This window comes from Francisella sp. SYW-9, assembly GCF_008711465.1.
In the GTDB taxonomy this organism is placed as follows: Bacteria; Pseudomonadota; Gammaproteobacteria; order Francisellales; family Francisellaceae; genus Francisella.
In genome coordinates this window covers 115,240-141,730 of the sequence record NZ_VXKQ01000001.1, presented here as the reverse complement: position 1 = coordinate 141,730, position 26,491 = coordinate 115,240, and the positions used below count along the sequence as shown (strand labels likewise).

Genomic DNA, 26,491 nt, shown 5'->3' with positions numbered 1-26,491 from the left:
TATATTTTTATTTAACTTAAAATTATTAGGTGTAAATCTTATGATTAACTATAAAGAACTTCCTAAGGGAGTATTACATATTAACTTGATACAAATCTTCTCAACTGTCGGCTATGCTGTGCTGATGGGGTTATTGAATTTTTATCTAACAAATTATATTGGTATAAGCAAAACAGAAGCAAATACTCTTACTTCTAGCTTTTTTGCAATTAATTTCTTATTTCACTTTTTAGGTGGAACTGTCGGTGGTAGATACTTAAGTTTTAGAGGTCTATTTTTTGTAAGTCTATTCTTACAATTTGTTGGATTATGCTTAATTGCAATACATACAAAAGCAATCGTTTTAATGGGGATGGCAACTTTTATTACAGGATCTGGATTAAATGTTAGTTGTATAAACATGATGCTAACGCAACTTTTTGACCAAAATGATAAACGTCGTAGAATAGCATTTTCAGTAAACTATAGCTTTATGAATATTGGTTTTGTAGCTAGTTTCTTTATTGCAGGATATCTTCAGGGTATTGGGTCATATAGTGCAGCATTTTACTTTGCAGCTATTTGTTTATTGATAGCAACAGTAATTCATTTATTAGCATGGAAATATGTTAATGACAAGTCTACATATTTTGTCGAAACATTCTCTTTATTCGATAAGAAATTTTTTGTCGCTCCTTTGATTATAATAGGTTGCTTAATTTTTGCTTACGTTCTAATGCATCACCCGGTATTTGCATCTTACCTTATTTATGTAGCATTTATCGTAATTCTAATTTTTATGTTGATCTTTGCAGCGAGACAATCTCATCAATATAAATTAAAAATATATGTTTATTTAATATTATCAGTTGCAAGTATGGTATTTGCTTGTGTTCAAGGTCTACAATCAACAGCATTAGAAAATTTTGTTGAATTTAATACGACAAAATCACTATTTGGTATACCAATGGCACCAGCTACAGTAAATATGTTTGAAAGTCTTGGAGTTATTATATTTGGTTTTATTCTTGCTATTTCAATGAAAAGAAGACAAAGAAATAATAATCCATATCAGCCAGGATTTTTGGTTGTTAAAGGTTTAGCTGTATATGTTATAGCTTTTCTTATGATACCTTTAGGTATATTTTTAGCTAGTGGTGGTAAATCAAATGTTATTTTCCCAATTTTATTATTGATTATTGTTGCTATGGGAGAAATTCATGTAAATGCTGTAAACTATGCTATGGCAGGTGAGATGATGGATCCTAAACACCAGGGCTTATTTACAGGATATTTATTTTTAAATATAGCTTTTGGTATTAATTTGGCAGGGCCAATATCAAACTATGCAATTGCATCAACGAATGACTCTGCTACAATGGCATATCAGGCTACAAACCCAATGTATATGCACATATTCTTGGTAATGGCATTTGTTGCTTTTGTAATAGCTGCAATATTTTTCTTTTTAATAAGGTTTTTAAATAATATTTTAGCTGAAGCAAGTTCAAATAAGATTTTAGAAAGTGAAATTGTTTAATATAAATTTTAGACTAGGATACGAAAATGGATAAGAAAATAGAAGAATCAGAAAACTTATTTAAGCAAGCTCAACAATATATTCCTGGAGGAGTTAACTCCCCAGTGCGCGCTTTTAAAAGTGTCGGACAAGATCATCCAAAATTCATCAAATCAGCAAAAGGTGCTTATCTTTATGATGTAGATTGGCACAAATATATAGATTATATAGGATCTTGGGGACCAATGATCTTAGGTCATGGTGATGAAGATGTTTTAGAAGCAATGCAAAATCAGTTAGAAAATGGCTTAAGCTATGGTGCCCCATGTAAGCAAGAAATAGAACTAGCTAAAAAGATAACTGAAATTATGCCAAATATTGAGCAAGTCCGTTTTGTTAACTCAGGTACAGAAGCTACTATGAGTGCTATTAGACTTGCTAGAGCATATACTAATAGAAACAAAATAATCAAATTTGAAGGCTGCTATCATGGTCATGCAGATGAGTTTTTAGTAGCTGCTGGATCTGGAGCATTATCACTAGGTCAACCAAATTCTCCTGGTGTACCAGAAGATGTAGTCAAAGATACACTAGTAGCAAGTTTTAACGATATTAACTCTATTAAAGCACTTTTTGAGAAGTATAAAGATGAGATAGCCTGTATTATAGTTGAACCTATAGCTGGCAATATGAATATGATATTTCCTAAAGATGACTTCTTGGCTGAACTTAGAGAATTATGTGATGAAAATAATGCTCTACTTATTTTTGATGAGGTTATGACTGGTTTTAGAGTTGCATTAGGTGGGGCTCAAAGTATTTATAATGTTAAGCCTGATATTACAACTTTAGGTAAAATTATTGGTGGTGGTATGCCAGTAGGGGCTTTTGGTGGTCGTAAAGATATTATGCAAATGATCTCTCCAGCTGGATCTGTATATCAAGCAGGGACTTTATCGGGAAATCCACTTGCAATGGTCGCAGGAATTAAAACTTTAGAAAAAATATCTCAAGATGATTTTTATACTCAACTTGAATCAAAAACTCAAAAGCTAGTAGATGGTTTAAATGAAGCTGCAAAATTATATGATTTTAATTTTCATGCTAAATGCCTAGGTGGAATGTTTGGTTTATTCTTCTGTAGCGAGAAAGTAGAGGTTAATACTTTTGCAGACTTAGGTAAAACAAACCTAAGTATGTTTAATAAGTTTTTTGCATATATGTTAGATAATGGTGTATATTTAGCGCCATCAGCTTATGAGGCAGGATTTATTTCAATAGTTCATAGCGATGAAGATATTCAAAAAACTATTGATCTTGCTAAAACTTTCTTTTATGAGAATTCTAACTAGGTAAAATTTGAGTATCACTTGTAATTGTACAAATATCTGAAAAAGTATAATTACCTAATCTTTTAATAAAATCGTTAGTTGCCTGATTTAGAATAGCTTTAAGTTTGCAATTTTGTATTAATGGACATGTTAAAGCTTTATCTTTATTAAAACATTCAACTATATTCATAGGCTCTAGATTTTGAACGATGTCTGAAAGCTTAATATCGTAAATATTAGGAGATATAGATATTCCACCAAATCTACCTTTGTATGATTGTATATAATTTAAATTCGATAAATTATTTATAATCTTTGTCGCATGATTAAGCTTTATATCTAGAATATTTACCAAATCCTTAGTTTTATATTTTTGCGTTGGATTTGATCCTAATATTATTAGAATTCTCAATGAGTAGTCAGTAAATGACGTTAGGTTCATGTAATAAATTTTTAAAAATATTTTAAGAAAGTATAAAATAAATTTGCATCAAATATAATATGCATCTATAATGCATATTATATTTTAAGTTTAATCAAGGTTAAAACTATGTTAAGTCAAAAAAGTATAGACACCATAAAAGCAACAATTCCAGTGTTAGAAGAAAATGGTGTAGCTCTGACAAAGCATTTCTATAATAGAATGTTCGAACATAATCCAGAAGTTAAGAAATTCTTTAATCTATCTCGCCAGAAAAACTCTAATCAACCTGAAGCTCTAGCTGCTGCTATCTTAGCCTATGCTAAAAATATTGATAACTTAGATGCTCTTGGTCAAGCAGTTGAATTAATTGCACAAAAACATGCTTCTTTGCAAGTTAAGTCGGAACATTATCCTATTGTCGGAACTAATCTAATAGAGTCAATCAAAGAGCTATTAAACTTATCTGATAACGATGATGTTGTCATAGCTTGGAAAGAGGCTTATAACTTACTAGCAGAAGTATTAATAAACCGTGAAAAGAATATATACGATGAAAAGCTAGAGCAATATGGTTGGAATGACTTTAAAAAGTTTAATGTTGTCAAAAAAGAAAAAGAAAGTATAAATACATACTCATTTTATCTGAAAAATGATTCTATTAAAAATTATAACTTCAAACCTGGTCAATATATAACTGTAAGATTCCCATATGAAAATACTACAACTATGAGAAACTATAGTATTTCATCAGCAACAAATGAAGATTATCTAAGAATAACGGTTAAAAAAGAACAAAAAGGAAATATATCACAGCACTTTTTTAATGATATAAATGTTGGAGATAGTATTGAGGTTGCACCACCATCAGGAGAGTTTTTCTTAGAACTTGAGCAAAAATCAAATGCTTCTTTAGTTTTTATATCTGCAGGTATTGGTATAACTCCTCTTATAAGTATGCTTTTATCTGAACTAAAAACAAACAATACTAGAAGAATAATTTTTGTTTGCGGTAAGAAAAATAAATTAGAGCATCCATTTGCAGATCTATTAAAAAGATTAACAAAAGAGAATCCTCGATTAGAGACTATTTTCTTTTATGAAAATGTTGAAAAGGATGAAGCTAAACTAGGTCTAGTTAACTTAGACATAGTAAATAAACAATTAGAAAATGAAACTTCAAATGCACAATATTTCTTTTGTGGACCTACAGATTTTATGCTTTCTATTCAAGAGGGATTATTAAAAAATGGTATAAATAATGATAATATCCATTTTGAATTTTTTGGCTCTAAAACTTTCTAAAATTAACCACAAAAAATATTTTCTAAAGCTGCTTGGATATTTATTTTTAAAGAAGTAATTGTATAATTTGTTTGGTCTACAGAAGTTGCTCCATATATACAAACATAATTTTTCACATTATCAATATAACCAATATCATAAGGGGTTAAAGCAGCTATATTTATAGTTTTATTAGGAGCTACAGATGTTAGAGTAGAGTATCTTTGGCTATACTTCTTTAAACTTTCAGATATTAGTAAAACTAAGTCACTATTATGTATACTAATTTCAAGCTCATCATCAATATGCTTCGCAATAATATCTATATCTAATCTCTGACTATAAGTTATTTGTTCTAATATTTCATAAAACTCAAGCAATCTTTGTCTATCAGAATCTATAATTAAAATAGTTTGTTTATCTTCTAACTGATATGGAATAATTCCTAAGTTCTTAACTATAGTAGTACTTTGTTTTGCTACCTTTAATGATATTTCTTGATGTTCTTTTGAGTTAACTATTAGATTGGCTTTTTTAACTTGTTCGTCTTGAGAAAGTTTATAAATATATGAATTATCCAGGTTATGTTTTTGTTTAAACTCTAAAACTTTGCTATAAGCATTATCTACCGCTAGGGCAAATTCAACATTATTTGAATACTCACTTTCAAGAGATTTAAAAAGCTTTTCAAGTTTATAAATATCATTCTCTAACCATACTCTTACCGGCATAAGAACAATATCAATTCCAGCTAATATTGCTAATTTAGTAGCTTCAATACAGCCAAAATGTGTAGCAATGGCTTTCATATCCATAGCATCTGATACAACTAGTCCTTTAAAATCCATTTTCTCTTTTAAGAATTTTGTAATAATATTGTGAGATAGGGTAGCTGGTATACCAATTTCTTGACCTGTTGAGATTGATTTATGAGTAGCATTATCTAAAGCTGGTATACTAATATGCGCTGACATAACCATAGTGTATTTATTAACTAACTTTTGAAATGGTAGCAATTCAGTTTTTTCTAATTCAGCTAAACTCTTATTTACACTTACACTACCTAAATGACTATCTGAAGACGTATCACCATGACCTGGAAAATGTTTAACACAGTCTATAATCTTAGCATCATGATAACCATCTATAGTAGATTTTGCATATTCTATAATAGTCTCTGGATTATCTGAATATGATCTGACCCCAATAATAGGGTTATTCTTATTTGAGTTAACATCAATTACAGGGGCAAAGTTTACATTTATTCCTAAATTATATAATTCATCACCAATAATCTTCGCCATAGTATAAGCATTTTTTGGATTATTTGTAGCAGCAAGAGCCATATTGCCACAGCCACTTGTACCTTGCTTAATACGGTTAACTCGACCTCCTTCCTGATCTATTGCAAAAAAGAGTGGGGTGGCTATATTTGATTGAATATCTCTTAAAAGAGAAATTACCTGTTCGTTAGTTTCAATATTTTCTTTAAAGAGAATAAAACCACTTAAATTATAATCTTTAAAAAGATTATTAATTGTTTGATTGGTTTTTATAAAAGGAATAGGTTTATTGTCTGAATTTTCATCCCAGTAGCGAAAATCCATCATAATTAACTGGCCAAGTTTTTTTCTAATAGAACTATTAGGCATTTATTTTAAACAATTATAAGAAGTTAATTAATATTAACATAGATAATTTGATCTTGTTTACATTCCCCAACCATGACTAACTAAAAATTTTTGTCCCGTAAGAGCGTTTGTTTTAAATCCAGCTAAGAATATAGCAGTATCTGCAATATCTTGAACAGTTGTAAACTCACCATCAACAGTTCCACCAAGCATAATATTTTTAACAACGTCTTCTTCAGAAATATTTAACTCTTTTGCCTGTTCAGGAATTTGTTTTTCAACAAGTGGAGTTAGTACAAAACCAGGACCAATCAAATTAGATGATATATTATGTTCAGCACCTTCTTTTGCTAATGCTCTTACAAAACCGACTTGGGCATGCTTAGCCGCCACATATGCTGCTTTATTTTTTGAGGCAAGAACAGAGTGAACTGATCCCACTACAATAATTCTACCACCTGTTTTAAGATCTATCATATGACGCATGGCAGCTTGAGTTACAAGCAAAGTACCTGTCATATGTATATCAAATAATTTCTTCCATGCAGAAACACTAAAATCTACTATAGATGAAATTATCTGAATACCCGCGTTATTTATTACAGTATCAATACGCCCAAATTTTTCTACAGTACTATCAACACCAGCATTTACTTGGTCTTCATCTGTGACATCCATTTGTACGGCTAATGTTTCTACATCATATTTAAATGATAAGTCTTTAGCTACTTCTTGTGACTTGACTAAATCTAAATCAGCTATTACAACTTTTGCTCCTTGTTTTGCAAACTCTATTGCCATACCTAAGCCTAAACCTGAGGCTGCACCTGTTATTAGTGTGACTTTATTCTTTACAGACATTAATATCTCCAAAACTTCCTAAGTTCTTTAATGTTATTATATAGCAAATTTAAAAATTTGATTACATAAGTGGAGTTAAAATCTTCATTAAACTCTCTATTAATAGACTACTTCTTTTTGTTGTCAGATGCTTTGTGTCTTTCGTCGAATCAGCTAAAATTCTATTCGCCCAATCATATAGTTGTTTAAGATGATCTTGAGTATACACAAAAGTAGCTATTTCATAATTTAAGAATAGACTACGATTATCTAAATTTACCGAACCTAACATTGCAAGATTATCATCAATTAAAACTGCTTTTGCATGTACCATATTCTTTGTAAAATGAATATCTATATCAAATTTTAAAAAGTCTCTAATATAACTAGCTCTAGCTCTATCAACTATTTTATGATTAGATTGTTTTGGAGTTATAATTTTTACTTCAACACCTCTTTTCTTAGCCAAAACTATAGAATGATACAACTCAGCAGATGGGATTAAATAAGGGGTTATAATCCATAGCTTATTTTTTGCAGAATTTATCGCTGTAATTAAACCTGAATATAGCTGATCTTCTTGTAAGTCAGGACCTGAAGGAATTACCTGTATAAAACCATCATCAGAAATATCATTATTTACTTTAAAATCCAACTCTTGGTTTGTCGCAAAGTGCCAATCTGAACAAAAGACTTTTAAAAAATATAATAATGATTCGCCTTGAATCTTAAATAATAAATCATCCCACATTCCCTCATGCTCTATAGGCGACATATATTCATCACCAATATTCATACCACCGCTAAAAGCAGTCTTATTATCAAATATATATATTTTTCTATGATTTCTATAATTAATATAATTACGTAGAGGATTTGCTAAAACCGGCATGAAAAAGACAACTTCAGCACCTAACTTTCGTAAATTTTTAAATATTTTTTTATTATGGCGATAAACATAGAATGAACCTAGAGAATCTATCATCATCTTTACTTCAACACCTTGGGCAGTTTTTTTCTCTAAAGCATTTATTACAAGTTTAGAAGTTGTATCATTTTTAAAAACATAAGTTTGTATATAGATATTTTTCTCTGCTGAATTGATAGCTTCTATAAATGCTTGGAAAGATTTAACACCATCAGTATATATTTCAAAAGAATTTTTTCCTGTCAAAGTTGGTAAATACAGACTAGAAAAAACATTAATAATATCCATAGGTAGGTTTTGGCATTTATGCTTTTTTACTAAGCAATTTTCCTGCAGAGCAGGTTGGCTAATATCCATAGTTTCTTTTTGCCAAAAACTACGTTTGTCTTTACGCTGAAATATGAAAAAGAAAGGGATAGCTATATAAGGAATAAACAATATAGCTAAAAGCCAAGCTAAAATATTTGACGCTGATTTTTTATCAACTATAAGCTTTAATACAACTAAAATTGTCAAGGCTTGACAAATAAATAAAACAATATTTGCTTCTATTACATAAAGTAAACTTAAAAAGAAATTTTCCATATATCAGGCACTATTTAAATAATCTTTATTCTATGAATTCTAGCATAGTGAAAATATTCTAGATAGCTCAGTATTTATAATTACATTAAAGGTGTGAGTATTTTCATAATACTTTCAATTATTAAACTACTACGTTTAGTTGGCAAATGCGATGAGTTTTGACTTGCGTCTTTAAGTATATTTTCAGCCCATAAATAAAGTTTTTCTACTTCACTAGGAGTATATATAAAAGTAGCTATCTCATAGTTTAAAAATAAACTTCTATTATCCAGATTGATAGAACCAAGTATCGCAATATTTGAATCTACAAGTATTGCCTTTGCATGAATCATTTTCTCAGTAAAATGCACTTCAATATTATAAGCTAATAAATCTCTAATATAACTAGATCTCGCACGATTAATTATTTTATGATCGGAGTTTTTAGGAGTAATAACTTTCACATCAACTCCTCGACATTTAGCAAGAGTTATTGATTGTAATAAATCTAACGATGGAATCAAATAGGGCGTTATAATCCAAAGTCTCTTCTGAGCAGAGTTTATCGCTGTTAGAAGTCCCGAATATAACTGGTTTTTATGCATATCTGGACCTGATGGTACCACTTGAGTAAAGCATTTTTTATTAACGATACTCTCTACTTTAAAATCTAACTCTTGATTTGTAGCAAAGTGCCAGTCTGAGCGAAAAACTTTTAAAAAGTGTTCTACAGACTCTCCTTGTATACTAAATAAAAGATCATTCCACATACCATCATGATACATAGCAGACATATACTCATCACCAATATTGACACCACCACTCATAGCAAATCTATTATCAAAAATAAAAATCTTGCGATGGTTTCTATAATTAATATAGTTACGTAAAGGATTTGTAAGTATTGGCATGAAAAATACTATTTTTGCGCCTAATGCACGTAAATTTCTAAAGATCCTTTTATTATGAAAGTAAACATATAGTGATCCTAAAGAATCAATCATCATTTTGATTTGTACACCTTGTGCAGCTTTTTTCTCTAAAGCACTTATAGCAAGTTTAGAAGTAGTGTCATTTTTTAGTATATAGGTTTGAATATATATACTTTTAGTTGCAGAATTAATAGCATACATAAATGCTTCAAAGGATTGAACTCCATCTGTATAGATTTCAAAAGAGTTATATCTTGTAAGTGTTGGTAATTCAAGACTTGAAAAAGTAGTAATCACATTCATTGGTAGCTCTTGGCAGTGATTGGTATTAAGACAAACTTCCTCAAAATATGATGAGCCATTAATACTCATAGTCTTTTTTTGCCAGAATCGACGTTTATCTTTACGTTGAAATATAAAAAAGAAAGGGATCGCAACATAAGGTACAAATAATATAGCCAAAAGCCAAGCTATAATATTAGATGCTGACTTTTTATCAACAATAAGTTTCAAAACAACGAATATGGTAAAAATCTGACAGATAAATAAAATAGAGTTTGCTTCTAAAAAATATATTAATCCAGACAGAAAATTATCCATATTTTAATATTTATATTTGAAGCTAATAATTAAATTTTAACACATAGATAGTAGATCTATATAGAAATGTTTTGGCATGATTTTTTAGTAAAAATTAAGATAAGTAGAGAAATAATTATTACTGCTAATATTAGATATAATGGTGTTAACATAACTCCTTGGGCCACACCAAAACTTGCTAAAGCTAGAAAAGCCCCATTAAATACTGCAAAACTAATATTATAACCAAAACCTAAGCCACTAGCACGAACACCAGCGGAGAAAAGGGTACTTGCATAATTTGCACTTACTCCTACAACTAATCCCATAAAGATATTATTCACTAACATAGATATAAGTAAATAGCTACTGTTTGTAACAATCGCATAGTAAAAAGCACTACCAAAGATTAATAAGCCAATACCTCCAATAAATAATATTTTTAATGCACCAAATTTATCTGCAAGATATCCTGCGGGAATTGAAATAACAGAAAACACAAATAAATTTAATAGTATTAAACTAGAGGCATTAGGTATATTATTTAACTTAAAGTAAGTTGGTAAATAAAGTGAGAAAAATCCAACAACCATAGCAAATATTGAGATAGCTGCAATAGCTCTAAGCATTGCTAATTTTTCTGTTTGAAATAATCTTATTAGTGGAATTTTATATTCAGTTGTTTTATTTAAAAAGGTCTCTGTCTCATGTATTTCTTTTCTAAAGAAATAACTAATAATCGCCGCAACACCTCCAAGCATAAAAGCAACACGCCAAGCATATTGATCAGATAGGAGATACGTTGTGATTACTTTTGTAATTTCAGCAAAAAATATTCCAAAATTAATAAAACAAAAGATAATACCGCATGCAAGACCACCTTTTTGAACTAAGGTCTCCTTTACAAAGACAACCGCACTAGGAATCTCTCCACCAATTGCAGCTCCTTGAATAATTCGCAATAACACAAATAACAGTGTAGCTAAAATCCCAACACTACTATAAGAAGGTAATAATGCAATAAAAAAAGATGCTAACCCCATTAAAAGTATTGTTAATATAAAAGATTTTTTACGTCCAAATTTATCGCCTATATGACCAAAGAATATACCTCCTATAGGTCTAGCAAAATATCCTACAGCAAATACTGTGAATGCAGATAATGCTTCTAATGCTGGCGATCCCTCATGTGGAAAAAAAGTCTTACCTAGTACGATTGCAAACATACCAAATATTACAAAATCATAAAACTCAAGCATTCCACCAATACTAGTAAGTAAAATCGTTTTAAAATCTTCTTTTTTAAGCATATTTATTTAAGTATAATTAAACCCAAATTATATAGATAATAGCTAATTAATTATTAAAAGCTAGTAAAAAAGTATGATAAATATTGAAAAGACTGCTAAAAGAAAAGTTCAAAAAGGACAAAAACTCTTACCGAACATTAAGAATATAATCTTAGTAGCATCAGGTAAAGGTGGGGTGGGTAAGTCAACAGTAACTGCAAATTTAGCTGTAAGCTTTGCTAAAATGGGAGCCAAAGTAGGGGTTCTAGATGCAGATATCTATGGTCCAAGCCAACCGATTCTTTTTGATTTAAAACAAAACCCTCAAACTACGGATAAGAAAAAAATTATACCTCTTGAACGTTATGGCGTTAAAATGATTTCTATAGGAAATCTTATAGATTCAGAATCTGCTGTAATTTGGCGCGGACCTATAGTTTCTAGAGCTTTAATGCAACTTCTAAATGATACAAATTGGGAAGAAATAGATTATCTATTTTTAGATCTACCCCCTGGTACAGGTGATATTCAGCTTACGATTTCTAAAAATATGCCAGTAACTGGAGCAGTGGTTGTAACTACTCCTCAAGATTTATCTTTGATAGATGCAAGAAGAGCGGTTGCAATGTTTGAAAAAGTTGATATTAAAACATTAGGTGTTATAGAAAACATGAGCTATTATATCTGTCCTAAATGTGGTAATAGCGATTATATTTTTGGCGAAGATGGTGCACATTTATTATGTGGTAAAAATAATATCGAATTTCTAGGTAATTTACCTCTACATAAAGATATTCGTGAAAATGCTGATTATGGTAAACCTTATGTAAGCTTAGATAAAGATGATAATATTAATACAAGCTATATGACAGTAGCTGAAAATATATTAAATGAAATTGAAAAACTACCTAAAGCAAGTAGCTTAGATTCTATTGGTGTTAAACTAGAAAATTAAGAGAGAAAAAATGTCTATAAAATCAGATAAATGGATAAAAAAAATGTCCCAAGAGCATTCTATGATAGAACCTTTTGAGGCAGGACAAGTTAAAGTTGCTAATAATGAGAAAATAGTTTCTTATGGTACATCTAGTTATGGTTATGATGTACGTTGTGCAGACGAATTTAAAATTTTTACAAATATAAACTCTTCAATAGTTGATCCTAAGCACTTTGATGATAAAAATTTTGTTGATTTCAAAGGTGATGTTTGTATTATTCCTCCTAACTCTTTTGCTTTAGCTCGTACAGTTGAGAAGTTTAAGATCCCTAGAGATGTTTTAGTTGTATGTCTTGGTAAATCAACTTATGCAAGATGTGGAATTATTGTAAATGTAACACCTTTAGAACCTGAGTGGGAAGGTTATGTAACATTAGAGTTTTCAAATACAACTCCATTACCTGCAAAAATATATGCTAATGAAGGTGTTGCTCAGATGCTATTTTTCCAATCAGATGAAGAATGCGAAACATCATATGCTGATAAAGGTGGAAAATATCAAGGACAAGAGGGCGTAACACTACCTAAGTGTTAATATTAAAACATTATGCTATTTGAACAACTCTAAAGACTTGTTTTTTTAGCTCACTTTCTAAAGTAGGATCCTCAGGATACTTTTCTAATAATGGTAAGAAGATTGATTCACCTATTACTGATCTTCTAGTATTATCTTTATCTTTCAATCCCCAAACCTGTTGATACGTTGCAGGAACAACTTGTTTCGGGTTGTATGGGCTAGAAGTTTTACCTATATATAACATCACATGACCCTTTATATATATAAAATCTAAGAAAGGGCGTGCTTTTGTCAATAAAATTTGACTACGTTGTTCTGAAGTATATTTATCAAGATTTAACGCATTATATGCCTTATATTGATCTTTAGAGTTTCTAGGTAACCATATTCCAAAAGCTTGGTATATAGCTCTTAATTCAGATGAGCAATCATTATAGAAATATTGATTTCCCCAACCATAAGGATAGCCTTGAGTCTCTTTAATTATTTTTACAAAATTTTTAGGCGTCGGTGAAATAGGTATTTCTGTAGCATCATGCTTTATTATTTTAGCATCTATAAAAGCTAGACTTCCTGTTTTCGTTTGAGCCGGAAGCAACACTTTATAATAATTGTTGTCATTCTCTAATACTGGCAGTATTGTTCCAGGATAAGTATTTCTTATTAATCTATTATCTAAGTTAAATATAGGAGTTTCAAAACGTCTAATAGATATACTTTTCTTTGAAAAAGAATTCTTCCAGATCTTAATTTTATTAGTCGAAATTCTAGAGATGCTATTAGATTTTACCCAAGCGTAGAAAGAAGAACTAAGAATTAGATACCAACGCTTATCTTTTGACTCAGAAATTATATACACAGCTTCACCAATATTTAATGATGAAACATTAATATTACTAAATGGATATCCTTGACCTGGTAATGTAAAGTTTAAAAATAATGGTCTATCATATGGGATAGCATAGCCCATTGCCGTTCGTGTAACTATAGCTTTATTATTAACGTTATATTTATGTAAGTTATCAATATCATCAAAATTTATATTTTTAATAATATTTTTATATTCATGATTAGTAAAGAGTTTAAAATTTTCTTTATAAATCTTCTCGTCATCTGGTAGCTTACTATTATTGATATCATTAATTTGCTCCGTAGCCCATTCTTTTAGACTATTTTGTTGCAAATACTCTTTATAGAAAGATTCTGACCATGGAGAATCACTCCCAACAGAATGAGATATTAGTTTTTTGAGAAGTTTATCTTGCTGAGGCTTAGTCAATAGAGGTTTATCATATCCTTTCTCAGATTTAGGAATATAATAATTAGCATCTTGTGAGTATTTAGATAAATCAAACATCTCAATAGGTACATTAACAGCAAGACATAATGATACATTTACTATAAACAATAGTATAAAGGTTGTAAAAGATTTTAGGCTCATTAGATAGTAATTTCTCTTTAAATTTAAATTTTTATTAAGAAATAACATCAGAAAATTATGATTTTTATTTAGATATTCTACCAGTTATAGCTTGGAAAGCTTTTAAATCAAACATATGTAAACTAGCAAATACATAGTCGAAAATATCTGCTTGTATTTTTTCATAATTAACCCAGTTTGTATCATTTGTAAAAATATATAACTCAACTGGCAGACCTGTTGCACTAGGCTGCAGTTCTCTAATCAAAAATGTTAATCCTGTATGTATTTTGGGATGTTTACGTAAATAATTCTCAATATATGCTCTAAACAAAGTTATATTAGTAAGCTTTTCATTTTCTTTACTAGCAATAAAATCTTGTAAAAGAGGTTCTTTTGATAATAGCTTTAAAGTTTCTTCATCACAAAATCTTATAGTATCTATGTCAATATTCACTGAGCGTTTGATTCTGCGTCCACCAGTTTCAACCATTCCTCGCCAGTTTTGTACGCTATTATTAATTAGCGTATATGTTGGAACAGTGGATATTGTTTTATCAAAATTACGTATTTTTACAGTATTAATAGAAACTTCCATAACATCTCCATCAACTCCTGCTGATGGAATAGTAATCCAATCTCCAACTCTTACTAAATCTAGAGCCGCAACTTGAATATTAGATACAAAGCCTAATATAGTATCTTTAAAAACTAACATTAATACTGCTGATAAAGCACCTAAACCAGTCAAAAATGCGATTGGAGACTTATTGAGTAACTGCGAAACTACAAGTATAAAAGCAATGAAATATAAAACTATCTTTATAACTTGTGCATAGCTTCTTAACGAGTGATGTTTAAAATATGGAAGCTTTTGAAAATAACTAAAGATAGCATCAACAAATGATATAAAAAATAATATTATAGTTAATGTTATATACACCTGTGCTATTAACTGAATAGAATCAACAGCATCCATAGTCCAACTATGATCAGAACTAATTCCAAGGTTTATAGCTAAATATATAAATATTCCTGGACCAATATGAGATAGTTTATTAAAGACTTTATACTTTATTAGAGTTTCACCTAGACTATGGCCAAGCTTAACTACAAATTTATTTACAATACTAACTATATATTGTTTAAGTATTTTATTAATTATCCATGAGCAAACTAGTATTATTAAAAATATTGTTAAAAAACTCAATATTCCAGCAACTCCACTATAACCACTAAGCATATTTGCATAAAAATCTTTTAATTGATTCATATTAAATTCCTTTTAAAGATTATATTTTATATTATTGAGCTCTTAAATACGGTTTAAGATTCATCGAATTGAGGTGAAGTATTTAAAGTTTTACTTGGTAATAACGCTGCAATCTGATCGATAATATTTGTTACCATACCAGACTGAAGATAGTTATATATTCTTTCTGCTTGGGCATTCTGAGCTAACTGTGTACCAGAGTTTGATTGCCAGAACTGTTGTGCAGAAATAGTCTTGTTTGGTATTACAGGTGTTTTATCATTAGGTTTAACAACATTATATGTAAAGTTATAGAATAGTTGATAAGTATTATTTGATGCTCCACCCACAACACTTGTTAGTTTAGAATCTTTCTTAACACTTTGTATATTGATTATGTAATCAGCTTGTTTTTCATCAGTAACTATTATAGCTTTATATGTCTGTAGGCTTGATTTAAGATCAGTAGCCCAAGAATTATAATTATTCGCAGCAATATAAAATTTAGTACCAACTAAGCTACTATAATTTCCTCCACCCGAAGAGCCTTCAATACCTCGACGATGAAAACCACATGAGCATAATAAAAGTACAAAAATTATAATTATATATTTTTTCATTTTAGTCTCTCTATTTGATTACTATATTAATAAGCTTTTGAGGTACATAAATTATTTTAATAATTTGCTTACCTTCAACAAAAGATTTAACATGCTCATTTCCTAAAACAGTAGCTTCAACATCTGCCTTATTTAATGATGCATCTAACTCTAGCTTTGCTTTTAGCTTACCATTTATTTGCACAACTAGCAAAAACTCATCCTTAACTAAAGCTTCTTCATCTACAACAGGAAACTCTGTATGAAGAATATCAGCTCCTAAATTTAGTTCTTGCCATAAGTAATGACAAATATGTGGAGTAAAAGGCGCTAGTATCCTTAACAAAATACTATAACCCTCCATTTTAACGCTATCACAAAGGTTATCATAGTTATTAAGAGTATTTAAAATCTTCATACATGCTGAAACAACTGTATTAAATTGACTTTTATCAAAGTCAAAAATAGCTTGTTTTAAATTTGTATATATCTCAAGGCGAGCTTTCTTATCTTCTTTTGATAAATTATTTATATCAAGGTTTGTTTTATTAGATAATACTTCTTTATTTGCTTGAGCATAGTTAAATACTTTGCGTAAAAATTTATTAGCTCCTTCAACACCTGTTTCTGACCATTCTAAAGACTGTTCAGGAGGTGCTGCAAACATACTAAATAATCTCACAGTGTCAGCACCATACATATCTATCAATTCTTTAGGATCTACCGTATTACCTTTTGATTTAGACATTTTAGCACCATCTTTTAATACCATACCTTGAGTAAGTAAATTTACAAAAGGCTCATCAGATGTTACCAGACCTTCATCACGCATTAATTTATGGAAAAATCTAGCATATAATAAATGCATAATAGCATGCTCAATACCACCAATATATTTATCTACAGGTAACCAATAATTTGCTTCTTCACTTAGCATTTTATTAGCTCTAGGGCATGTATATCTTGCATAATACCAAGATGATTCAAAGAATGTATCAAATGTATCTGTTTCTCTTTTAGCTTGAGAACCACATTTAGGACATTTAACATCTAAAAATTCCGGCATATCTTTTAATGGTGAACCAGCTTCTGTAAGAGTCACATCTGTAGGTAATTTAACAGGTAAATTTTCTTCTTTTTCAGGAATAACTCCACAGCTATCACAATGAATCATTGGAATAGGGCAGCCCCAATACCTTTGACGAGATATACCCCAGTCATGGATTCTAAAGTTTGTAGTTTCATAACCTTTATTATTATCAAAAAGGTATTTTTTAATTGCTTGATAAGCTTTTTTAAAGTTTAAGCCATCAAATTCACCAGAGTTTATTAATACTCCTTTTTCCGTGTAAGCTTCAGTATCTAAATCAACTTTGATTTTATTATCATTAGAGTCAATAACTTGTTTTAAAGGAATATTATATTTCTGTGCAAATTCCCAATCTCTTTGATCATGAGCAGGAACTGACATTACAGCGCCAGAACCATATCCCATAAGTACAAAATTAGCTATCCAAACATCTACTGTCTCACCTGAAATAGGATGAACTACTTTAATATTAGTTTTAAAGCCTTTCTTTTCTTGAGTAGCTAAGTCAGCCTCCATTGTTGAAGATTTCTTACATTCTTCAATAAAACTAGCTAGTTCAGAATTTGTTCTAGCTTCTGCTAGAGCAAGAGGGTGCTCAGAAGCAATTCCAAGGTAACTTACACCCATCAAAGTATCAGGACGAGTTGTGAAAACTTCTATTTCTTCATCAGAATCTTGGATCTTAAACTTGACAGTTAAGCCTTTTGATTTGCCTATCCAGTTTGTTTGCATAGTCTTTACAGCATCTGGCCAGTTATCTAACTTAGATATATCTTGTAAAAGCTCATCAGCATAATCTGTAATTTTTATGAACCATTGTGGAATTTCTTTTTTCTCAACTAAGGCACCAGACCTCCATCCTCTACCATCTACAACCTGTTCATTTGCTAAAACTGTCTGATCTACAGGATCCCAGTTTACAACTGAGTTCTTACGATAAGCTAAACCTTTTTTATAAAGTTGGATAAAAAACCATTGCTCCCATCTATAATAATCTTCATCACAAGTAGCAATTTCTCTTGACCAGTCAAAACCAAAACCTAAAGAATCAAGTTGCTTTTTCATATACTCAATATTACTTTTTGTCCATTCTGCTGGTGATCTTTTATGCTTGATAGCAGCATTTTCAGCAGGTAAGCCAAAAGCATCCCATCCCATAGGGTGTAAAACATTTTTACCTTGCATTTTTTGATATCTAGCGATTACATCACCAATAGTATAGTTCCTTACATGTCCCATATGTAAAGTACCACTAGGATACGGTAACATTTCTAAACAGTAAAATTTCTCTTTACTTTTATCTTCTATAGCTTTAAAAGAATCATTTTCACGCCAATAACTTTGAGCTTGTTGCTCTATTTGATCAAAATTATATTCACTCATTGAAATACAGAACCTTATTTTAATAATAAATATGAAAAATTATGCTGAATATTTTAAGTTAAAACTCAATAAATATCTAGATATTAAGCTTATTAAAATATTATGAACATATTGAGTTTTATGCTTCTAATTTTTTTTTATTTTACTAAGATATGAAACCTCTAAAACAATACACTCAACATCTGTCTTAAATGGTCCATGTATTTCACCTGGTGGTCTACTAGCATATTCTCCAGCTTCTAACCATCTTCCAACTGAAATATCATAAAGTCTTCCGCTTACTATGAAAACCTCCTCAGGATATTCATGACTTTTTGCACCAAATGATGTTGTATCGGCACCTGGTTTAAACCTTGTTAAACGAGTGTAATCTCCAAACTCTGTATCTATTGATAGTGTTAATTCTTCTAATTTATTATTTGTGTTTTCTATAGTTTGCCATTTATCTGAATTTTCTAGAGCTAATGTATTCCAATATTTAACCGTGCTTTTAGCCATACTAATTTTATATTTAGGTTACTTAAATTTATTTATTATGGCACTTAATCATTAAATTATAAATATTGGTTCATACAAAAAATTTTAGATTAAAGTCTAATTCTCTGCCATCCAAGTTTCAAGAATTACACAGGCTGCTAAAGCATCTACTTTAATATGACTGACTTTTTTACTCTTGACTTCCTCTAAGCGCCATCTCGCTTCTCGCGTAGAGTAAGCCTCATTTATTAAGTGGACATTTCGCTGATATCTTTGTTTTACCTCTTTAGCAAAATCTTTTGCAGCTTTAGTAATATCAGTCTCAAAATCTTGTGTATCTAGAGGTAGACCAACTATAATATCTGAAGGATTCCAGCGTTTGATAATTTTATCAAGCTCAATCCAGTTTGGCACGCCATCATAAGCCTCAACAATACCTATAGGAGTAGCTGTTTTTGTAATCATTTGACCACTAGCTAAACCTATTCTAGCCTTACCAAAATCTATAGCTATTAATGATTGAAACATCTAACCATTACCTATATTTTCAAATAGTGAGTCTAAGTTTTGTAAGCTATATCCTGCGTGCTCCAGATGATTTTGCCACTTGGTTTTATTCTCATAATTAAATAGTATTTTCTTACTTAATTTATCTGTCACAATCCAATCACTAGCTTTTATTTCATCTGATAATTGGTCAGCTGTCCAACAACTATAACCAACTATTGGTAGAAAATATTCTGGTAAGATATTATTTGCCAAATCTTCTAAAATATCCATAGAAGCTGTAATTGCCAAACCTTCATCAAGCTTTATAGTCGAATCATAGTTACGACCATTTGTTGTATGAAGTATTAATATTTTATGAGGACTTATTGGACCGCCCATATAAAGAGGGTGGCTTAGTATTTCTTCAAATGTATTATTATGAGGTATATCTAACTCCTCAAAAACATCTTTTAACTTATCATCTAAAGGCTTATTTATAATCAAGCCCATAGCTCCATGACGATCGTTTTGACATAAATAAATAACAGATTTAGTAAATATAGCATCATCCTTAATTAAAGGTGTTGCTAATAAAATTTCACTTTTATGATTTTGGAACATATTATATTTCTTAATAACAATGTTAATTTTTTTATAAAATGGAACGAATAAACGCTGCAGTGGCGATAATTTTAGATGAATATCAGACTAAAGTCTACATAAGTCAAAGACAAAAATTCCAAACCTATAGTGATTACTGGGAGTTTCCTGGTGGCAAAGTAGAAAATAATGAAAGTTTTGAGGATTGTATTAAAAGAGAAGTTTATGAAGAAGTTGGAGCTATAGTTAAATCTATAAAGCCTTATGCAAAGAAAAAACATATAAATAAAAATAACATTGAAGTTAATTTAGAATTCTTTATTGTAGATAACTATGAAGGTGTTCCATACTCAAAAGAAAATCAATTACTAAAACTTATAAATATTTCCGAGCTTAATAATTATAATTTCTTACCAGCAAGTATAGAAATAATTGAGAAACTAAAAAGAGAGTACATCTAGCAATAAGCAAATATCTAATGAATATGAGGGAACATTTTAATTTCAGAACAGTGATCTGATTATCTGTTACATAATTTAACATAATATATATTATGCGAACATACATGCAATTAAATATATGTATGCTAATTAAGCCGTTTTGTTATATTTTTTTTCATGAATTTAAATTTATGACACTTTTTTAGTATTTGTGCTTTTTGTTTTAAGAGTTAATCTAATTGTAGTCTAAATTTCAATCATAAATCTCACATTTTTTTTAACAAGGCAACGTAAATTCAACCTCAATTAATACTAAAGATATTACTCATTACTTTAGCAACCTCATCACCTTCATGCACACTTGATGATGCCGTTCTGGTTATAAGTGCGCTTTTATGATAAGGTGCTTTAATATCTATTGGAGCACTTCCTGAGAGAATGTGTTCTCTTGTATAAAGTTGTGCAATACACTCATTTGATGCAAGCATCTGACCAAGCTTACTATCATCATAATCTATAAGGCCTCCATCTTGTGCGCGAATACGAAAAAATTCATGTTCATGACAAGCATACTTACTTGTATTAACAGGGTCTGTATCGTCCTTAATATAAGCAAGGATTCCTGATAATAGTTTTTTTGCAGTATATAAATCAAAGCTTTCTTTATTTCCAGTCTCATAGGTAAAGGCATGTTTTGGTGGAAATTTATTATCATTCTTAATTTTATTCCATACATCCGTTAACTGCCACCATGGATAAAATATTGCCTGATTAAAGCATGTGCTATTTTCATTTGGTGTTAAAACAAAATGATCAGTATTGAAATGTTTAAGACGCTTTGTATTTAAATAATTTGGTGCATAAATATAAGGTACTGAAATAGAATCATTATGTAAATCAAAGCTAAAATCTGCATCAATTGCTTCATAGTGCAACAAAGCTGCCAGTTTTTCATAAGGAGCTAAATCTAAGCTCAGAAGAAGCTCTAAGCGTTTTTTTAACAAGGTAGTAAACTTATTACAAACCAAATCAAATGAATCAGTAATATTATCATTAATAAAACGCTCTAGATCAATCTTCGGTTTATCATCGATAGGCCCTAATAGATTCTTAAATCCCCTATTCCAGTTATCACCTGTTTTGGCATCAAAACGACCATACGTATACTCTCCAACTTTTACATCCATTGCAAAAGGATTCGCAAATGGAATAAGTTTAAAATTAAAATCAAGCGGATTTTCTTTTAAATATGTTTGTAGCGCTTGAATAATAGCAATACCATTAAGCTCTCCTGCATGAAGCGCTGCCTGCATATAAATACTAGCCTTCGGTTTATCTACCGTATATTCAATAATACTAAGGCTATGGCTTAACCCTGAGATTGTTTTTCGAAGTGGTACTTCTCTAATATTCATTATTTTATTCCTCCAAAAAATAAGTGCCTTCAAATACTAACTCTGCATTACCAATAAGCATACAAGCTTTATTAGTCAAATGTATTTGAAAACTATCTGTGGCAGTTTTTACCATAACTGGTGTTTCAATTAAACCATTTATTACACCAGAATACACACTGGCAATTGAGCCACTTCCACAAGATAGTGTCACGCCTGTACCACGTTCAAAATGGCGAATATTGATTGTATGTTGATCTACACATTCAACAAAATGAACATTAACTCCTTCTGGTAAATAAGCATCTTGTAAGCACTTTCCTAACTTTGGAATATTAAGACTCGTAAGCCTACCCAACCATAAAACCAGATGAGGATTGCCAACAGAAAGCTCCATAGCATCAAGATAATCAATATCAATATTTAACAAAGGCCTTTTATTTATAATTTTAGGCAAGGGAAACTCAACTAAAATCTCACAGTCATTAATTATTTCACAGCGATGCAAAGCGCCTTTAACCTCAATATCAAAGTTCTTTATATTATGTTTTTGATACATCAAATAAGCCACTGATCTTAAGCCGTTACCGCACTGCTTAGCAGCTGTTCCATCTTTATTAAAGATATTCATTTGACATATCGCCGACTTAGCACTTCTTAATAGCAAAAGTTGATCTGCGCCAATACCGTAGCGACGATCGCATAATGCTTTTATATCTTTTACTGCTAACTGCATGGAATCTTCTCGTTGGTCAATCACAATAAAGTCATTACCTGAGGCATGCATTTTATAAAATTTTAGTGGTTTCAAAATAGACTTAATTATTAAAGGTTTATCAATTTAGAGTATAATTATAACAGAGTCAAAAAAACATTATTACACATATTAATTAGCAGTTTGCTTTGAGTGACATTAATTTTATGATGTGACTAAATCTTACGTATTTAGTTTCCATACTTCTAAATGGTGTTTGTGTTTTTATCTACAAATTCCTTTAAAGATTGATATTCATGATATCCTGTAAGATTTACATATTGTTTTTTATTTAAATTATAGATTCTAAAATATGGAACCCCAAAAACTGAAAGCTTCTTGGCTATTTCAACATCAGTATTAACTTGCTCTTTAAAAATTTTGTTTGAGATTATAGTATTTAACTCTGTTTCTGTAAGCACATAGCCTACGCTATTTAAAATTTCTAATAAAACTTTTTCCTTGGTACCCAAGGTAAATTCTTACGATTAGTTATATCTATCGTTAAATTATCTTTTATCTGTCTGTCTATATCTGTATTACCTCGAAGTTGATCGTATTGTTCAACACTTATCCCATCAAGTGGTATTTTAGGCAAAATCTGAAAAGCTCTTCTTCTAATATAAACATTATCTTTTAGCATGAGTTTTCTTATATCTGGTATTAGAAAGTAACACCAAGGACAGGCATAGTCGCTGTACATTTCCATTTCAATCATACTAAAAACCTCCTAAAGAGAGAACTAAATTTATGTATTACCCTGGTAAGGCTATAGATTGATTTTAAATAGAATTTAATAATATAAGAAGATAAGTATTCCAAAAAAACTATTTGATTTTTTGCAAAACTATTTTAAATTATTCTGAATTTGTTTTGATGAACTACTTATATTTGACCAGATAATTATAAATATAAAAAAGTTAATTAGGCCAGCTATAATATTAATTATTGGTACTAATCCTAATATTAAAAATCCTACATACCAATAAACAAGCGAAGCTTTAAATTTTAATTTTTCATTATAATTTGTATTATATTTTTTTACTTGTTCATCTAACTTCACTGCTGTTACGACAAATGCAATTGACGACCATATTGGAATTAGCTGTGTCCATAACCATGCAGGATGAACTTTCTCACTATTATTAATTTTAGCGAGATTTTTAGCTAATTTCTGTTGAGATAATATAAATAAACCTGAAACAATAATTGAAGTTATTGTAAGAACAACTAAAGAAATCTGTATTAAAACAGTAAATTCTTGAATATTTTGCATCAAGAACTGATTATTATTTATAGCGTCTAGCATTTTAAATTCTTTTAGAACCTTTCTAAGTATAAAAGTTTATAATAGAACTATTTAACAGTAAATGTATTTGTAAACTTCCCATCAGAACTATCGCTGATAAAATATTCAAATTCACCTGGTTCATAGACATATTTTAGATCATTATTATAGAACTTAAGATTATTAACATCTAACTCAAATGTTACAGTCTTAGTTTGTCCTTTTTTCAAAAACACCTTTTTAAAAGCTTTTAACTCTTTAACTGGAGGTGTAATTGAGCGTACTTTTTGATGAATATATAGTTGTAATACATCCGCTCCATCATATTTACCAGTATTTGTAATATTGACTTTAATAATTAGCTTATCACCCTTTTTAATGATTTGTTTATTTTGAATTGGTTTCGAAATATCGAATGAGGTATAACTTAAGCCATAACCAAATGGATATAATGGAGAATTACAAACATCCATATAATTAGAGTGATACTTCTCAAACCTACAGCTATCTTTATTTGTCAAAGGTCTACCTGTATTTTTATGACTATAATAAATAGGAATTTGACCGACATCTCGAGGGAATGAAGCCGTTAGCTTACCTGACGGATTAACTTTACCAAATAATACATCTGCTATTGATAATCCTGCCTCACTACCAGGAAACCATGCATCAAGTATCGCAGGTACAGTTTTACTTTCTTGTGTTAAAACAAGCGGTCTACCATTAAATAATACTAATACCACAGGCTTACCAGTTTTTAGCAATGCGTTAAGTAAATCTCTTTGAACTTTAGGTATATCTATATGTGATCTACTAGTACTTTCACCACTCATTTCCGCAGATTCACCTAATGCTGCGATTATCACATCTGATTTTTTAGCGACTTCTAACGCATTTTTTAATAGCTGCTCTGAAGTTTCATTATTTCTACCTAAAGATTTACCAAACATTGTAGCATCTTTCTCAAAACTCTTACTGTAAGATAAGTTACTACCTTTAGCATATAAAACTTTACCTTGCTGCCCTACTTCTTCTTTTAAGCCTTCTAATAATGATATAGATTTATCTTGATCAGCTGTAATACTCCATGTGCCATCCATATTATTAGCAGCATTTGCTAATGGTCCAATTACAGCTATTGTCTGAGATTTTTTCAAAGGTAACAAATTATTTTGGTTTTTTAGTAAAACCATAGACTCAGAACCTGCCTTTCGCGCAAACTCTCTATGTTTTGCAGAAAAAATTACTTTCTTAGCATCTTTAGCATTAACATTTTTATATGGATTTTTAAATAACCCTAACTCAAACTTGGCTATTAATATCCTTTTAACGGCTTTATTTATCTCAGCCATTGATACTTTGCCTTCTTTAAGAGATTTCTTTAAAGTTGTTAGATAGCCATTACCTACCATATCCATATCAACACCAGCATTTAATGCATCTGCTGATACTTGTTGTAGATTCTTACCAACTCCATGATTTATCATCTCTGGAATACCTGCATAATCAGAAACAACAAAACCTTTAAAGCCCCATTGATCACGTAGCAAATCTGTCATTAACCATTTATTTTCAGTAGCTGGAATACCATTGATATCATTAAAAGCAGCCATAACACTACCAGCGCCAGCATCTATAGCTGCTTTATATGGTGGTAGGTATTGGTTATACATTTTAACTTTGCTCATATCTACAGTATTATAATCACGACCTGCCTCAACAGCCCCATATAATGCAAAGTGTTTCACACAAGCAAGTAGACTTGTATTATCTACTAAATCATTCATTTCATAGCCTCGCACCATAGCTTTGGCTATTTGACTACCTAAATATGTATCTTCACCACTACTTTCGGCTATTCGACCCCAACGTGGATCTCTTGATATATCTACCATCGGTGAGAATGTCCAGTTTATTCCTTGGCTACTTGCTTCTATTGCGGCTATTCGTGCAGTTTCTTGGATCATATCTAAATCCCAACTAGTAGATAAACCTAGTGGAATTGGGAAAGTAGTTTTATAACCATGAATAATATCCATACCTATCAAAAGAGGAATATGCAGACGAGTATCTTTAACAGCTATTTCTTGAGCTTTCTTTATATCTTCAGGAGATTTTAAGTTAAATATTCCCCCTACTTTTCCTTGTTTTATAAGCGTATAGAAATCTTCTTTTTTACTAACTCCTGTAGTTACTTGGCCAGCATCAACAAGATTTAATTGACCTAGCTTTTCTTCTAAAGTCATTTGTGATAAAAGTTTATCTGCTTGACTCTCATACTTTTCTTCATTGATACTATATATATTAGATTGATTAGCAGGCTTACTATTAAAAAGACTAGTTGTTGAGCAAGATGAACAAATACTTACTATTATTGCCAAGGATAAAACTTTTTTCATACATATCCAAATATTTACTAATTCAGTATTATTAATAATAGCAAAAAATATAGAACTGTCGTAGATATTAATTTATGTCTTGAAATAGATAGAAT

25 protein-coding genes are annotated in these 26,491 nt (G+C 30.2%); 6 read left to right on the top strand and 19 right to left on the bottom strand.

The features are described 5' to 3' along the window. Positions 1 to 40: 40 nt before the first annotated feature. Together F3D62_RS00710 and hemL are read left to right on the top strand one after the other, a co-directional pair. A complete protein-coding gene (locus F3D62_RS00710) occupies positions 41 to 1,519 on the top strand; it encodes a peptide MFS transporter (RefSeq protein ID WP_150466336.1) in 1,479 nt (492 codons plus the stop codon). A 26-nt stretch (positions 1,520 to 1,545) separates the two neighbouring features. After that, on the top strand, positions 1,546 to 2,850 hold the full coding sequence (gene hemL, locus F3D62_RS00705) for a glutamate-1-semialdehyde 2,1-aminomutase (protein WP_150466335.1): 1,305 nt from the start codon (positions 1,546 to 1,548) through the stop codon (positions 2,848 to 2,850). Here hemL and F3D62_RS00700 read toward each other — a convergent pair. Continuing rightward, positions 2,843 to 3,271 carry an Rrf2 family transcriptional regulator gene (locus F3D62_RS00700; protein ID WP_150466334.1) on the bottom strand — a complete coding sequence of 143 codons (429 nt, stop codon included), beginning with the start codon at positions 3,269 to 3,271 and terminating at the stop codon, positions 2,843 to 2,845. The genes hemL and F3D62_RS00700 overlap by 8 nt on opposite strands. 108 nt (positions 3,272 to 3,379) lie before the next feature. Here F3D62_RS00700 and hmpA point away from each other — a divergent pair, with 108 nt between their 5' ends. Further along, positions 3,380 to 4,555: an NO-inducible flavohemoprotein gene (gene hmpA / locus F3D62_RS00695; protein WP_150466333.1), complete on the top strand. Its 1,176-nt coding sequence runs from the start codon at positions 3,380 to 3,382 to the stop codon at positions 4,553 to 4,555. Between the two features lie 2 nt (positions 4,556 to 4,557). On the opposite strand, the gene F3D62_RS00690 is transcribed toward hmpA, so the two are convergent. From F3D62_RS00690 to F3D62_RS00670, 5 genes are all read right to left on the bottom strand, one after another. Then, positions 4,558 to 6,186, bottom strand: coding sequence for a glycoside hydrolase family 3 protein (locus F3D62_RS00690; protein WP_150466332.1), 1,629 nt, complete (start codon positions 6,184 to 6,186; stop codon positions 4,558 to 4,560). 57 nt (positions 6,187 to 6,243) lie between these two features. After that, positions 6,244 to 7,026, bottom strand: coding sequence for a 3-hydroxybutyrate dehydrogenase (locus F3D62_RS00685; protein WP_150466331.1), 783 nt, complete (start codon positions 7,024 to 7,026; stop codon positions 6,244 to 6,246). Positions 7,027 to 7,087: 61 nt separating this feature from the next. Next, positions 7,088 to 8,518 (bottom strand): cardiolipin synthase, encoded by a 1,431-nt coding sequence (cls, locus tag F3D62_RS00680; RefSeq protein ID WP_150466330.1) that lies wholly within the window; start codon positions 8,516 to 8,518, stop codon positions 7,088 to 7,090. An 80-nt stretch (positions 8,519 to 8,598) separates the two neighbouring features. Further along, entirely contained in the window at positions 8,599 to 10,029 is a 1,431-nt protein-coding gene (locus tag F3D62_RS00675; RefSeq protein WP_150466329.1) for a phospholipase D-like domain-containing protein, read from the bottom strand. 56 nt (positions 10,030 to 10,085) lie between these two features. Continuing rightward, positions 10,086 to 11,318: an MFS transporter gene (locus tag F3D62_RS00670; protein ID WP_150466328.1), complete on the bottom strand. Its 1,233-nt coding sequence runs from the start codon at positions 11,316 to 11,318 to the stop codon at positions 10,086 to 10,088. 73 nt (positions 11,319 to 11,391) lie between these two features. Here F3D62_RS00670 and F3D62_RS00665 point away from each other — a divergent pair, with 73 nt between their 5' ends. Together F3D62_RS00665 and dcd are read left to right on the top strand one after the other, a co-directional pair. After that, positions 11,392 to 12,252 (top strand): Mrp/NBP35 family ATP-binding protein, encoded by an 861-nt coding sequence (locus tag F3D62_RS00665; protein ID WP_150466327.1) that lies wholly within the window; start codon positions 11,392 to 11,394, stop codon positions 12,250 to 12,252. Positions 12,253 to 12,262: 10 nt separating this feature from the next. Beyond that, entirely contained in the window at positions 12,263 to 12,829 is a 567-nt protein-coding gene (gene dcd / locus F3D62_RS00660) for a dCTP deaminase (RefSeq protein ID WP_150466326.1), read from the top strand. Between the two features lie 10 nt (positions 12,830 to 12,839). Here the strand turns inward: dcd and F3D62_RS00655 are convergent, their stop codons facing one another. From F3D62_RS00655 to F3D62_RS00625, 7 genes are all read right to left on the bottom strand, one after another. Continuing rightward, positions 12,840 to 14,252, bottom strand: a complete 1,413-nt coding sequence (locus F3D62_RS00655) for an SH3 domain-containing protein (RefSeq protein ID WP_191092497.1) — start codon at positions 14,250 to 14,252, stop codon at positions 12,840 to 12,842. Positions 14,253 to 14,316: 64 nt separating this feature from the next. Then, positions 14,317 to 15,504: a mechanosensitive ion channel family protein gene (locus tag F3D62_RS00650; protein ID WP_150466324.1), complete on the bottom strand. Its 1,188-nt coding sequence runs from the start codon at positions 15,502 to 15,504 to the stop codon at positions 14,317 to 14,319. A 53-nt stretch (positions 15,505 to 15,557) separates the two neighbouring features. Continuing rightward, positions 15,558 to 16,103 (bottom strand): LPS assembly lipoprotein LptE, encoded by a 546-nt coding sequence (gene lptE, locus F3D62_RS00645; RefSeq protein WP_150466323.1) that lies wholly within the window; start codon positions 16,101 to 16,103, stop codon positions 15,558 to 15,560. 10 nt (positions 16,104 to 16,113) lie between these two features. Then, on the bottom strand, positions 16,114 to 18,555 hold the full coding sequence (leuS, locus tag F3D62_RS00640; protein ID WP_150466322.1) for a leucine--tRNA ligase: 2,442 nt from the start codon (positions 18,553 to 18,555) through the stop codon (positions 16,114 to 16,116). A gap of 126 nt (positions 18,556 to 18,681) precedes the next feature. Continuing rightward, a complete protein-coding gene (locus F3D62_RS00635; protein WP_150466321.1) occupies positions 18,682 to 19,053 on the bottom strand; it encodes a cupin domain-containing protein in 372 nt (123 codons plus the stop codon). A 96-nt stretch (positions 19,054 to 19,149) separates the two neighbouring features. After that, positions 19,150 to 19,560 carry a Holliday junction resolvase RuvX gene (gene ruvX, locus F3D62_RS00630; RefSeq protein WP_150466320.1) on the bottom strand — a complete coding sequence of 137 codons (411 nt, stop codon included), beginning with the start codon at positions 19,558 to 19,560 and terminating at the stop codon, positions 19,150 to 19,152. Further along, the gene (locus tag F3D62_RS00625) at positions 19,561 to 20,142 is read right to left on the bottom strand and encodes a YqgE/AlgH family protein (RefSeq protein ID WP_150466319.1); all 582 of its coding nucleotides are present in this window, start codon (positions 20,140 to 20,142) and stop codon (positions 19,561 to 19,563) included. A 38-nt stretch (positions 20,143 to 20,180) separates the two neighbouring features. Between F3D62_RS00625 and F3D62_RS00620 the strand changes: the two genes are divergently transcribed. Beyond that, entirely contained in the window at positions 20,181 to 20,582 is a 402-nt protein-coding gene (locus tag F3D62_RS00620; RefSeq protein ID WP_150466318.1) for a (deoxy)nucleoside triphosphate pyrophosphohydrolase, read from the top strand. A gap of 281 nt (positions 20,583 to 20,863) precedes the next feature. Here F3D62_RS00620 and F3D62_RS00615 read toward each other — a convergent pair whose 3' ends face one another. The 6 genes from F3D62_RS00615 to bglX all read right to left on the bottom strand — a co-directional run bounded on the left by F3D62_RS00615 (position 20,864) and on the right by bglX (position 26,396). After that, positions 20,864 to 21,976, bottom strand: a complete 1,113-nt coding sequence (locus tag F3D62_RS00615; RefSeq protein WP_150466317.1) for a succinylglutamate desuccinylase/aspartoacylase family protein — start codon at positions 21,974 to 21,976, stop codon at positions 20,864 to 20,866. A 4-nt stretch (positions 21,977 to 21,980) separates the two neighbouring features. Continuing rightward, positions 21,981 to 22,742 (bottom strand): diaminopimelate epimerase, encoded by a 762-nt coding sequence (dapF, locus tag F3D62_RS00610; protein ID WP_150466316.1) that lies wholly within the window; start codon positions 22,740 to 22,742, stop codon positions 21,981 to 21,983. Positions 22,743 to 22,915: 173 nt separating this feature from the next. After that, complete coding sequence (locus tag F3D62_RS00605; RefSeq protein ID WP_150466315.1) at positions 22,916 to 23,131, bottom strand: hypothetical protein; 216 nt, start codon at positions 23,129 to 23,131, stop codon at positions 22,916 to 22,918. A 23-nt stretch (positions 23,132 to 23,154) separates the two neighbouring features. After that, positions 23,155 to 23,427: a DsbA family protein gene (locus tag F3D62_RS00600; RefSeq protein WP_150466314.1), complete on the bottom strand. Its 273-nt coding sequence runs from the start codon at positions 23,425 to 23,427 to the stop codon at positions 23,155 to 23,157. A 129-nt stretch (positions 23,428 to 23,556) separates the two neighbouring features. Then, the gene (locus F3D62_RS00595) at positions 23,557 to 24,018 is read right to left on the bottom strand and encodes a hypothetical protein (RefSeq protein WP_224732608.1); all 462 of its coding nucleotides are present in this window, start codon (positions 24,016 to 24,018) and stop codon (positions 23,557 to 23,559) included. 47 nt (positions 24,019 to 24,065) lie between these two features. Continuing rightward, positions 24,066 to 26,396: a beta-glucosidase BglX gene (bglX, locus tag F3D62_RS00590; RefSeq protein ID WP_150466313.1), complete on the bottom strand. Its 2,331-nt coding sequence runs from the start codon at positions 26,394 to 26,396 to the stop codon at positions 24,066 to 24,068. Between the last annotated feature and the right edge of the window lie 95 nt (positions 26,397 to 26,491).